This is a genomic window from Cohnella thermotolerans DSM 17683, assembly GCF_000429825.1.
In the GTDB taxonomy this organism is placed as follows: domain Bacteria; phylum Bacillota; class Bacilli; order Paenibacillales; family Paenibacillaceae; genus Cohnella; species Cohnella thermotolerans.
Genome location: NZ_KE386960.1, coordinates 22,540 through 34,148, shown reverse-complemented (window position 1 = coordinate 34,148; position 11,609 = coordinate 22,540). Strand labels below are relative to the sequence as shown.

12 protein-coding genes are annotated in these 11,609 nt (G+C 56.8%); 10 read left to right on the top strand and 2 right to left on the bottom strand.

Annotation, left to right across the window (positions count from 1 at the left end):
* Positions 1-460, top strand: a 460-nt coding sequence (locus G485_RS31600; RefSeq protein WP_420805814.1) for a hypothetical protein, incomplete at its 5' end; no start/stop codon positions are given.
* A 133-nt stretch (positions 461-593) separates the two neighbouring features.
* Here G485_RS31600 and G485_RS0121470 read toward each other — a convergent pair.
* Positions 594-1,295, bottom strand: a complete 702-nt coding sequence (locus tag G485_RS0121470; protein WP_035157632.1) for a L,D-transpeptidase family protein — start codon at positions 1,293-1,295, stop codon at positions 594-596.
* A gap of 167 nt (positions 1,296-1,462) precedes the next feature.
* Positions 1,463-1,648: a hypothetical protein gene (locus G485_RS0121465; protein ID WP_027094222.1), complete on the bottom strand. Its 186-nt coding sequence runs from the start codon at positions 1,646-1,648 to the stop codon at positions 1,463-1,465.
* A gap of 266 nt (positions 1,649-1,914) precedes the next feature.
* On the opposite strand from G485_RS0121465, the gene pdaA reads away from it, so the two are divergent.
* From pdaA to G485_RS0121415, 9 genes are all read left to right on the top strand, one after another.
* Positions 1,915-2,703, top strand: coding sequence for a delta-lactam-biosynthetic de-N-acetylase (pdaA, locus tag G485_RS0121460; protein ID WP_027094221.1), 789 nt, complete (start codon positions 1,915-1,917; stop codon positions 2,701-2,703).
* A 90-nt stretch (positions 2,704-2,793) separates the two neighbouring features.
* Positions 2,794-3,120: a YnfA family protein gene (locus tag G485_RS0121455; RefSeq protein ID WP_027094220.1), complete on the top strand. Its 327-nt coding sequence runs from the start codon at positions 2,794-2,796 to the stop codon at positions 3,118-3,120.
* Between the two features lie 783 nt (positions 3,121-3,903).
* Complete coding sequence (locus G485_RS27685) at positions 3,904-6,003, top strand: choice-of-anchor J domain-containing protein (RefSeq protein ID WP_051318471.1); 2,100 nt, start codon at positions 3,904-3,906, stop codon at positions 6,001-6,003.
* 202 nt (positions 6,004-6,205) lie between these two features.
* Entirely contained in the window at positions 6,206-7,189 is a 984-nt protein-coding gene (locus G485_RS0121440) for an NAD(P)H-quinone oxidoreductase (protein WP_027094219.1), read from the top strand.
* A 5-nt stretch (positions 7,190-7,194) separates the two neighbouring features.
* Positions 7,195-8,235, top strand: coding sequence for a polysaccharide deacetylase family protein (locus tag G485_RS27680; RefSeq protein WP_169732352.1), 1,041 nt, complete (start codon positions 7,195-7,197; stop codon positions 8,233-8,235).
* Positions 8,236-8,338: 103 nt separating this feature from the next.
* Positions 8,339-9,055: a YebC/PmpR family DNA-binding transcriptional regulator gene (locus tag G485_RS0121430; RefSeq protein WP_027094218.1), complete on the top strand. Its 717-nt coding sequence runs from the start codon at positions 8,339-8,341 to the stop codon at positions 9,053-9,055.
* Between the two features lie 154 nt (positions 9,056-9,209).
* A complete protein-coding gene (locus G485_RS0121425; protein WP_156922539.1) occupies positions 9,210-9,689 on the top strand; it encodes a DinB family protein in 480 nt (159 codons plus the stop codon).
* Positions 9,690-10,182: 493 nt separating this feature from the next.
* Entirely contained in the window at positions 10,183-10,365 is a 183-nt protein-coding gene (locus tag G485_RS0121420) for a hypothetical protein (protein WP_027094216.1), read from the top strand.
* Positions 10,366-11,589: an MFS transporter gene (locus tag G485_RS0121415; protein WP_027094215.1), complete on the top strand. Its 1,224-nt coding sequence runs from the start codon at positions 10,366-10,368 to the stop codon at positions 11,587-11,589.
* Positions 11,590-11,609 lie beyond the last annotated feature (20 nt).

Here is an 11,609-nt window from a genome sequence, read left to right as displayed (position 1 = left end):
TCAAAATCTGAGCCACTTTGGCAATCTCCGCCGCATGCGCGCCAAAGAGGCTCAAAATCCGAGCCTCTTTCGTTTTTTTTCGCTGCCCGTATTCCCCATGTTACTTCTGTTGACTGTATTGGGCCGGCATGGCCATCTCGGTGTACGTCTTCTGGCAGTACATGTTGGAAATACGGGGAATCACGACCGTCTCGCCTTGACTAAGCGCGTACGGATTGGTCAAGTGCGTATTCGCTTCTTCCAGCATCGTATACGGGATGTTGTATTGGTGAGCGATCCCTTCCATGGTATCGCCCGGCCGGACGGGGTGATGGGCGTATACCATTTGCTGCTGTTGCTGGTCTCCGTCCCGGAAGAAAGGGAAGAAAAACGGCGAGAAGAAGAAAAACGGGAACAGGAAGCGATTGGGGAAGAAGGGATGGGGAAACGGGCGGAAGAACGGACGAAAACCAAATCCTGAGGGCGGAAAAAATCGATCCATACCATTACCTCCGTTAATCGGGTCATTAGTCTATATAAACTATGGATCGAAGGCGGCGGAGGTTCCGGTTCGAGGCGGGGTTCCGAATTTTTATGGGCAACCGCCGTTGCGGCTATTCCAGCAAGCCGAGCGATTCGTAGATACGAAGCGACACGATCCCGCTTCGCGGCAGATGAAGATCGTGTTGCAGCTTTTTCACCGCCTCCGTCGTGCCGGACCGAAACTTGCCGTCGCATACGCCCTTGTAGTACCCCGCGCTTTTCAATCGGGATTGGATAAGCTGCACGTCCCCTCCGATATCCCCTTCGGCCAACGTTCGCGGCTCCTGCAACAGCCCGCCCAGCACATGCCCGTAAATCGTCACTTTCGTTCCGACCGGAACGATCTCGTAAAGTTCCATCACGTCGCGGTTGTGCATGCGAATGCAGCCGTGACTCATATGCCTTCCGATCGAGTGCGGCTTGTTCGTGCCGTGGATGCCGTATACGCCCCAAGGAACGTCAAGCCCGAGCCACCTTGGACCGTAGGAGGCGCCCCAGTTTTTCCCCTTGAAGACGATCCGGTATTCGCCTACCGGGGTGGGCGTGGACGGATTGCCGACGGCGACGGGATACGTTCTGAACACTCGCCCTTGCGTCAGTAAGACCAACCGATGGCGGGCCGGATAAACTTCGATCGCATAAAGTCCCTGATCGGCTACGATCGGCAAGGAAGGATCCGCCTGAGCGCGCCTGCCGGCTTGACTTAACGTCGTGCCGAACAGGATGAGGACCGTTGCGCCGATTCGAATGAGCATGCGAAGCCAGCGATTCATACCGTCACCATGATCCGAAAGTGTTGAAATGCAGGACGTAGTTTTTCCAGGCCGGGAGGATTCATTCACTCCGAATCGAACGGGAACGAACGTTCTGCGTTCGGCGGGGCTTGAGGGTATTTATTATTGGATGGCGACTTTAAAAAAACGAGCCGGCTTCCGATCGATTATCGGAGTCGGCTCGTTTCGCTTCTTCGAATGCCCAACCACGCGGGAAGCGCAAATCGCGGCTTCTTGACCTGCTGTTGATCCGGCTGATCGTCCCGGACGAAATCCCCGCGGCGCGTTTGTTGCTCCACCTCCTTCAACCGGTATTCCATCAGCTTCTCCGCAACATAATGGTTTTCCATCATGGCTGCAGCCCCTCCTTTTTATGGAATGGATTGGTTTGGTTCGATTTCCATTATGCTTCCGTTAAAAGGGGATAAAAAGAGTATAAACCGACTTCGACATTTCCCCTTTTATTCGGACAGCTGTAAGGAACGTTCGGCGGGCGGGCCCTGACGATCAGGCAATCTCCGGACCTTTTCCATGCTTTTGCTCCGTTGGAAGCGCGATGCATATCCGGCTCGATTCCGACAAAGGATAATCGATATGTCAACGCGGAGGTGAACGATGGATGAAAAGGAAAATCGCAGCCGTATTGCTCATGGCGGCTTTATCCTGGTTCGTGTGCGATGCGGCGCCTTCGTCTGCGAACGGTGGCGGTCCTTATCATTTCGGCTTCAAGAAGAGCAAGGGAGGCGAGCTTCCCTCCATCGCCGAAGAAGGATTTATGCCGATTCTGAAGAAGCACGAGGCCATTTTCCTGGGGAACACGGAGAAGAAAGAGCTCTATCTGACGTTCGACAACGGGTACGAAAACGGCTATACCGGCCAAATTCTCGACGTCTTGAAGGAGAAGAAGGTGCCGGCCGCCTTTTTCGTCACGGGCCATTTCGTCAAGGATCAGCCTGAATTGCTGAAGAGAATGGCCGCCGAAGGCCATCTGATCGGCAACCATTCGTGGAGCCACCCGGATATGACGCAAGTGTCGGACGCGCAAATCAAGGAAGAGCTGGAGAAGGTGAGCCGGGAAGTCGCGAGGCTTACGGGACAGCAGACGATGCGGTTCGTTCGGCCGCCGAGGGGCATCTTCAACGACCGGATGCTCGGCGTTTGCCGGGAGCTAGGCTACACCAACGTCTTCTGGTCGATCGCCTACCGGGACTGGGAGACAAACCGTCAGATGGGGTGGAACTACGCCTATACGAGCGTCATGAATCAGCTTCATCCCGGAGCGGTCATTCTGCTTCACGCCGTATCGCGGGACAACGCTCAGGCGTTGGGGAAAATTATCGACGATGCCCGGGGACGGGGATACGAGTTCAAAAGCCTCGACTCTCTTGACGTGAGAGTTTACAGGTAACAAGCGCCATTCATCCTTGCCGATCTCTTGCAACGTACGGTCCTTTCCCTTAAGGTGGTAGTATTCAACCGTTTCATAGGGGAAGGGCTCATGTTCAAATCCGTTGTACTTTTCGTACTTGCCGGCCTCGCGGAGATCGGCGGAGGTTATCTCGTCTGGCTGTGGTTGAGGGAATCGAGGCCTGTCGGATACGGCATTTTCGGCGGCGTCATTCTCATTGTCTACGGCGTCATCCCTGCGTTCCAATCGTTTCCGAGCTTCGGCCGCGTGTACGCCGCTTACGGCGGGGTTTTCATCGTGATGGCTCTGCTATGGGGGTGGCTCGTCGACGGGAAGACGCCCGACTTCTACGATTGGATCGGCGCGGCCGTATGTTTGCTCGGCGTCTCCATCATGCTGTGGGCGCCAAGACATTGAAAGACAATCGCCGCAAAGCTTCGAACGCAACCGTTCCTGAGGGGGAGCGGTTATAAAGACGGACTGGTCTGCCCGCATTGCAAAAGCCATACCGTTGTTCGTTTCAGAAGATGACCTTCTCTGGAACAATAACCGCATTCGGTACTAAAACATCTCCCTTCCCAATGCTAAACTAACGAAACGTTAGCTGAACAAATCGACCGCCCGTCAGGGCGGTTTTTCTTTAACTAAAAATCAACATTGAGGTTAAACATAGCCTTTGCCTTATGCGTCGAGACGGCTCGATTGCATCCGCAAAGTTATTGGGGAAGGGAGCGCGTCGTGGACGATTGCCGCAAGCACGGGTTCAGGCTCAATACGATCGTCGAGACGACGTCGAATCCCTCCCTGCTCCGTTTTGTCGCTGAAATTATCGGAGCGTCCGTCCAGACTTCCCGCTTTGTCCGGTCAATCGGCGCCCCCAGGGTCTAATGGCATTATCATTTCGAACGGCTCGTCCGGAAGCGCCTCCTCCGTTTAGTCCGAATGCGGTGCCCACTTGGATAACCGCAGGTCCAAAGTCCGCCGCCTTTCCGTCTATTTGCGAGTGTGCCGTCTATCGAATTGCGCTCGTTCGGCTATATTTTCGAAACCGTTCGCTATCGTTCCGGTTGCGGTTGTCGAAAGAAAGAGAAAATGGATTTTCATAAAACCGGTCAAATCGGCACTGTTCGAAATTCTCTCTCTTGCTATTATTTGAACTATCCGAGAGTTGGAGAATAATAGAAGAGGAGGAAATACATAATGTCGAAGCCTCGAAAAACATTCGGCGCGCTGCTATCCCTAGCGTTGGCAGGAAGCCTCGTCCTGCCGTCCTTCGCAGCGGCGGCGAACCGCAGCTACAATGCGGATCCGCAGGTGGAGGACATCGGTCCCAAGCTGCGGTCCGAGTCGGCCGAGGAAGTGCTCGCGGAGAATCGGCTGGATTTGACCGGCGTCCAGCGAAGCGCGCGGGCGTTGGCCAAGAGCAGCGTCTCGGAGTCGGATGTGGGCACGACCAAAAACTGGATCACGCACAACGACCTCACCGGACGATACGTGCTCACCCCGTTCACGCTTCGCGCCGTCGGAACGTACGGCGAAGTCTGGGTCGCGAACGATTTGAGCTTTCCGGAGGGAGATCCCCGCAACGGCAAGGTGGAAATTACCGACGAGCAAGTTCGTTATTTGCTGAACGAATTCGATAACCGGATTTACGAGAAGGAAATTTCCTTCTTCGCGCCTCCGGCGGAGCGGCATGGCGAGAATGCGGCTATTCCGGGACTGTACGAGGACGAGATCGGACGCACCGTCATTCTGATCGACAATATCAAGGACGCAAGCTACGAAGATCCGAACTACCCGAGCTATATCGCGGGGTATTTCTCGCCGGCGATCAGCGACCTGACCGACCGAAACGTCATGACCGTCGATTGCTACGACTGGTTGAACCGCACGGGGCCGGACGCGGCTTCGCCCTATCTGTACGAGGGTGTGTTCGCCCATGAGTTCCAGCATCTGCTTCACCGGGACACCGATCCGAACGAAGACAACTTCGTCAACGAAGGCCTGTCGGACTTCGCCCAATATCTCGTCGGCTACGGCCATTCGCAAGGGCACGTCGATTTCTTCATGAACCACCTCCGCAATTCGCTCACGATGTGGGGGGACCAATCGGATCTGCAAATTCTCGGCGACTACGGCACGGGATACTTGTTCCAGTTGTATCTCTACGAGCGCTTCGGCGAACCGTTCATTCAGGCGGAGTTTCATAACCGGAAGCAGGGTATCGAAGGGGTCGAAGACGCCCTCGCCGAAGTCGGTGCGGACGAGACGTTCGCCCAGGTGTATGCCGATTACATGACCGCGGTCATGCTGGACGGTCAGAGCGGCATCGGCGGCCAAGACAAGAACCGGTACAAGTTCACCTCCATCGGCCTGACGCCGAATGTCGACGCTTCCGTCCTGCCCGACAACGTAGCGCCGGCGTGGGGGACGGACTTCAAGGTGATCGAACCGGACTCCAAGATCGAGCATCTGTATTTTAAAGGCATCGACTTCCTGAAAACGAACTGGACGACCTTTCAAGACCCCGAGAAAGGCGCCGTTCTATGGAGCAACGAAGGGGATCTGGCCGACAATTTCCTCATCAAGGAGCTGGATTTGACCGGACGGACGGCGCCGAGGCTGTCGTTCGACACTTCGTATCGAATCGAGGAAGGCTGGGATTTCGGAGCCGTTCAGGTGTCGACGGACGGCGGAGAGACTTGGACGTCGCTGGCGAACGACGATACCCGCAGCGATGTGGTGGACGAGGGGCTTCCGAAAATCAAGGCGAACATGCCCGGGTTCACGGGCGATTCCGGCGGCTGGAAGACGGAAACGTTCGATCTTAGCGCTTATGCGGGGCAAAAGGTGCTGCTCGGCTTCCGCTATATGACCGACTGGGCGACGAACGAGGCGGGCTGGTATTTGTCGGATCTGAAGCTGGACGGCGAAACGATCGATCCGATGACGTCCGCGGACGGCTTTATGAGCCTCGAGCAGGCGACCGGACAATACGTCGATTACCAAGTGCAGTTCATCGCCTACAAGAAGGCGACCGGCAAAGGCAAACCGAAGCCGGCGAAGCTGATCCGGTTCCCGAATTTGCTGAACATGTCGGAACACGACCGCATCGACCTGCGCGACATGCTCCGCAGCTCGTCGTACGACCGCATCGTCATGATGACGACTTACGCGGCTCCCGCGGGAACGAACGCCAGCGCCACTTACGAATACACCGTCGTGAAGAAGTCGAAGGAAAGGGAAGACTGGAAAAACAAGATGAAAGAGAAAATGAAGGACAAAAACAAGAGGCATTGAACGGGTTCCGAACCCGGCCTTAGCGGCCCAATATAAACAAAAAAACTAGACGGACATTCGGTTCGTCTAGTTTTTATTTACGTACGCCCAGCAGGGGCGTCATCCATCTCGCGGGCAAATTCGATGAGAGTGGATTCCGCAACGATTTGGCGTTATGATAAACGCATCTGTATCGATAGAGATGTCATCGGAGGGAACAGGCATGAGAGCGGTGCTTCTGGATGAGAAGACGAAAATGCTGCGGATCGGCGAGACGGAGGAGCCGGACCGGTCGGCCGGGGACGTGTTGGTGCGCGTCAAGGCGACGGCGCTGAACCGGGCGGATCTGCTGCAGAGACGGGGGTTGTATCCGCCTCCGCCCGGCGCATCGCCGATCCTCGGCTTGGAGATGGCCGGAGTCGTGGAGGAAGGAAGCGGTCCGTGGAAGCCGGGGGACCGCGTGATGGCTTTGCTGCCGGGAGGCGGCTATGCGGAGCGGGTTCGCATTCCGGCCGGGATGGCGATGCGCATTCCCGACGCGCTGTCGTTCGAGGAGGCTGCCGCCATTCCCGAAGTGTTCCTGACCGCCTACCTGAATTTGTTTCGACTGGGCGGGCTGAAGTCCGGCCAGACGGCGCTTATTCACGCGGGAGCGAGCGGAGTCGGCACGGCGGCCATCCAGCTGGCGCGCGAAGCCGGCGTCCGGACGATTGTCACCGCCGGTTCGCAGGCCAAACGCGACGCCTGTCTTGCGCTTGGCGCCGGCGAAGCGATCGACTACAAAGCCGGACCGTTCGCTCCGCGCGTTCGGGAAGCGACCGGCGGACGCGGCGTCGACCTGATTCTGGATTTCGTCGGCGCGCCTTATTGGGAGCAAAATCTCGCGTCGCTCGCCATAGACGGCAAGCTCATTATCGTGGGGACGATGGGCGGGGCCAAAGTTCCCGAGCTCGATCTGGGCCATCTGCTGGCGCGCCGGCTGCAAATTATCGGCACCGCGCTGCGAACGCAGCCGAAGGAGCGGAAGGAAGAGCTGACGGCGGATTTCGCGGCGTTCGCCCTTCCGCGCTTTGCCAGCGGCAAGCTGAAGCCGATCGTCGACTCGGTATGGGACTGGAACGAAGTCGAGGCGGCGCATGCGCGAATGGAGAGCAACGCCAATATCGGCAAAATCGTCTTGCGCATCACGGACGGATCGGAGGAATGATCGGCTTGAGCCGCAATCTTTGGAGAATGAGGACGTGGACGTTAGCCTTCGGTTTCTGTCTGCTTGCCGTGTTCGTCGCGATGCGGACATTGCTCCCCGGGCACGTGCTGCACCGGATGACGGCCTATTTCCACGCCGTGCATATCGCCGCTTCCCGAAGCCGAAACGGTTCCGACAGGGTGGACGCCGCTTCCGACAACGGTCAACCGGTGCTCTACCGCGGCAAAGTCGCCGTCCTGATGTGGCACCATCTCGATCCGTCCGTCCGGGGCGGTGACATCGTCACACCCGATCAATTCGCCGCCCAACTGGACTACCTCGAACGCAAAGGCATCCGCTTCATTACGCTGCAGCAGTTCCGGGCGTTCGAGAACGGCGGCTCCGTACCGGACAACGCCGCGCTTATTACGTTCGACGACGGGTATGAGAGCTTTTATAAATACGCATATCCGATTCTGAAGCAGCGTTCGCTCGGCGGGGTCTGCTTCGTCATTACGGGCGACATGCGGCCGAACGCGCACGTTTATGTTCCGCATATGACGCCTCAAGAAATCGCCGACATGGAGAAGACGGATCCGCAAATCGAGGTCCAGCCTCATACGGACGCCTTGCACTACAAAATCGACCGCAAGCATGACGGCTTGACCGCTTATCTCGTCAAGAACGGAACGAAGGAGACAGAGGCGCAATACGTCGAGCGAATTACGCAAGATACGAAGCGCTGCGTCGATACGTTGAAAAAGTTGAATTCGCATGCGATCGATACGTTCGCCTATCCGTACGGTTTATATACGCCAACCGTCGAGAAGGTGCTGGAGCAAGCGGGCATCCGCTACGCCTTCACAGTCCGCCCCGGTCTCGTCGGCGCCGGGACCGACGCGATGGCGATGCCGCGAATCAACGGCGGTTCGCCTGCCATGACGCCGAAGGCCTTGTACAAGGCCATCGTCCGGGCCGCGAACGATCAGCCGTACAACCGGGTGCCGGAACCTATTCTGCCCGTAAGACCGGTGTACAAATCGGGCTTTCGCGCTTTCGCCGCCTGAACGGCCGACACTCGTCCCATTCTCGAATAAGGACCGATAGAAAATATCCGTCGCATCTGATAAAATGTGAAACGAACAATCCCGAAGAAAGCAGGAGCAGAGAATGGGACGCAAATGGAACAATATTAAAGAGAAAAAAGCTTCGAAAGACGCCAATACAAGCCGCATTTACGCCAAATTCGGCGTTGAAATTTACGTAGCGGCCAAGAAGGGCGAACCGGATCCGGAGGCGAACCGGGCGCTGAAGGTCGTGCTGGAGAGAGCGAAAACATACAACGTGCCGAAAGCGATTATCGACCGCGCGCTGGAGAAAGCGAAGGGTGCTTCCGACGAAAACTACGTGGAGCTTCGCTACGAAGGGTTCGGACCGAACGGATCGATGGTTATCGTCGACGCGCTCACGAACAACGTGAACCGGACGGCCGCAGCGGTGCGGGCCGCGTTCAACAAGAACGGCGGCAACATGGGCGTGAACGGCTCGGTGGCGTATATGTTCGATGCGACCGCCGTCATCGGCGTCGCGGGCAAAACCGTCGACGAAGTGATCGAGCTTCTGCTCGAAGCCGACGTCGACGTTCGCGACGTGGTGGAAGAGGACGATTCCGTCATCGTCTATGCGGATCCGGAGCAATTCCACAACGTTCAGGAAGCGTTCAAGAACAACGGCGTCACGGAGTTTACCGTCGCGGAGCTGACCATGATTCCGCAGACGTACGTTTCGCTGCCGGAAGAAGCGCAAGCGCCGTTCGAGAAGTTGATCGACGCGCTCGAAGATTTGGAGGACGTTCAGCAGGTCTATCATAACGTGGACTCGGAATAATACTCCGGGCTCCTGCCGCAAAAAAAGGATTCGGTCCGGGACCGAATCTTTTTTTGCGGATTTCCCGGCCATCTTTCATGAAGGAAGTCCGAATGGTAGAATCGAGTTGAAACCGACAGACGAAGGACAGTTCCAAAGCTGAGGAGGGATGGGGTTGCTACCTTTTTTTCGCTATAACTGGATCGTAAGAGAGCAATGGTACCAATGGTGCGAAGACGTTGCGCCCGAGGAGCTGCTTCGCCCCCGGACGGGCGGCGTCGGAAACATTCTGAAGACGTTGTTTCACATCGTCGACGTCGAATGGAGCTGGATTCAAGGGGTGCAGGAGAAGCCGGACTTCCAAGAAGACTTCGAAAACTTCAACACGCTGGATAAAGTCAAAGCGTTGGACCAGAGGTACCGGCCGGATGTCGAAGCGTTCGTCAACGCCTGGAACGACAGTCTGGAGACGCGCCCCTTCGTCGATCCTCGCTACGACGGAAGTGTTGTGGACGCGTGGGGGGAAATCATGCGGCATATCATCGCCCATGAAATCCATCATATCGGTCAATTGTCGGTATGGGCCCGCGAAGTGGGCAAGCCGCCCGTGTCCGCGAATTTCATCGGCAATGGCATCATTCAACCGGAAGCGTGAAGGCCAACACGCCGCAATCCTTATCCCGATTTTAGGCGTTATTCCTTCGTCAACGGCCTTGACGGCGCCGTACTTATTGTGTAAAAGAGTCCGGTCCCGTCGCCCAGAGAAGAAACCCGAAGGCTGCAAGGTTTCTCGATCGGAGTGACTCCTACCCGCCTTGCGAGCCGTACGGGAATCCAGAACCGTGACCGGCCAAGACCGTTATCCGAACGAGGACCGCCAGCCATTGCAGGCTGCGGTCGAACTAGGGTGGTATCGCGACGCATTCGTCCCTGACGGATGCGTCTTTTTCACATCATAGGCGCCCCGCCGATAAAGCATACTGGCGCGGAGAAGCGCCGACGAAGCCGGCAAACCGGATGAAGGCGCGGAGTTCCACCGGCTTCGATCATTTCGCCTCATTGCGCGATTTTGTGGGCATGCGCGACGTTTGGATAGAAGCTTGTACGAATAAGAAGATTGCGGTATGTTGGAAGGGAGGTGGAGCAGGTTGGCCAAACGCAGGAATCGATCTTCCGGACATCGGGACGGAACATTGCAGCAAACGATGGGCAATCGGGCCGCCCTTCGGATGATGAAGGCGCTGCTTGCGGAGCATCAGCCCATTCAGCGGATCATTCTGAAAGAGGACAGCATCGCAAGGCCTGCACGCTTCAAGGAGAGAAAACAATAGATGAGCGACATTAGGATCGAGAGCGGTCGGCACCGCTCTTTTTATTCGTTCGCCGTTGCGGAGACCTGCATTTCGTTGGCGGACGTCGTTTATATCATGGTCGTGACGATCGAAATCTATCGGCAATCCGGATCGGCCTTTATCGCATCCCTGTTTCCTTTTCTCAAGGCGCTTGCGGGCATCGCGGCCGGTTTGACCGCGCCGCTGCTGCTGCGGAAATTCCGTTCCTCCGGTTTGCTTGTCGTTCTTCAAGCGGTCAAAGCTTTGCTCCTTACGGCGGTCGTCTTCGGATTTCCGTTCATCGCTTCCCGCACTTACATCCTGCTTTTATTCGTTCTTTTGATCGCTTTGCTGGAAGGGTGGGGGAATCCGCTGCTTGCTTCGTTCCCCCCGAAGCTGGTCGGACCGTCGGAGCTGGTGAGAGCGAACAGCTTGTTATCCATGGTAAGCCAGACCGCTCAATTTGTCGGATACACCTTGACCGGTTCGATCATCCTGGCGCTCGGGCCGAGGCCGACATTGTCCGTCTCGGTCGGATTATGGTGGCTGTCCGTCCTTTGCCTAGCCGATTTGGCCCGCAGGTTTAAACGCGAGGAGCAGCCGGAACCCATCGTTCGGCAGACGAAATGGGAGGCCGTGCGGGAAGGCTGGCGCTTGCTTTGGCGCAATCGCACGCTTCGCATCGTCACGTTGATGGATGTTTTGGAAGGAATGGCCGGGACGATCTGGGTAGGAGCGGTCTCTTTGGTTTATGTACAAGAAGCGCTTCATCGGGGCGAAGAGTGGTGGGGATATATTAACGCCAGCTACTTTGTCGGAACGATCACCGGAGGACTGCTCGCCTGGCTGTTGGCGCGAATGATCCAGGGGCATTTAATTATGTGCATGGCGGCGGGTTCCTTTCTCTTTAGCCTGTTTACGCTGCTGTACGGCTTGAACGGCACGCCCTGGCTCGCCCTGCTCCTCTGCGTGGCGATGGGACCCGCCTATCAGATTCGGGACGTGGCGCAGCAAACGGCGCTTCAGACGAGCATGCAGGCTTCGGCCCTGCCGAACGTTTACGCTTCAAGAAGCATTCTGCTCTCGACCGTAACGGGCGTCTCTATGGCCCTCGTCGGACTCGCGTCGGATACGCTGGGCGTCAGGATGGTCTATGTTTTGGGCGCGGCTGTGATCGCCTTGTCGGCTCTGTTGTCGTTTGTTCTCTTGCGCTTTCAAAAGTGATTCGAACCTTTTTCCATCGT

Bases quoted from the DNA above. Each gene is read 5' to 3' on its own strand.
- G485_RS0121470 (WP_035157632.1), bottom strand. From the start codon at position 1,295: ATGAATCGCTGGCTTCGCATGCTCATTCGAATCGGCGCAACGGTCCTC.
- pdaA (WP_027094221.1), top strand. From the start codon at position 1,915: ATGAAAAGGAAAATCGCAGCCGTATTGCTCATGGCGGCTTTATCCTGG.
- G485_RS0121440 (WP_027094219.1), top strand. From the start codon at position 6,206: ATGAGAGCGGTGCTTCTGGATGAGAAGACGAAAATGCTGCGGATCGGC.
- G485_RS0121465 (WP_027094222.1), bottom strand. From the start codon at position 1,648: ATGATGGAAAACCATTATGTTGCGGAGAAGCTGATGGAATACCGGTTG.
- G485_RS0121455 (WP_027094220.1), top strand. From the start codon at position 2,794: ATGTTCAAATCCGTTGTACTTTTCGTACTTGCCGGCCTCGCGGAGATC.
- G485_RS0121430 (WP_027094218.1), top strand. From the start codon at position 8,339: ATGGGACGCAAATGGAACAATATTAAAGAGAAAAAAGCTTCGAAAGAC.
- G485_RS27685 (WP_051318471.1), top strand. From the start codon at position 3,904: ATGTCGAAGCCTCGAAAAACATTCGGCGCGCTGCTATCCCTAGCGTTG.
- G485_RS0121415 (WP_027094215.1), top strand. From the start codon at position 10,366: ATGAGCGACATTAGGATCGAGAGCGGTCGGCACCGCTCTTTTTATTCG.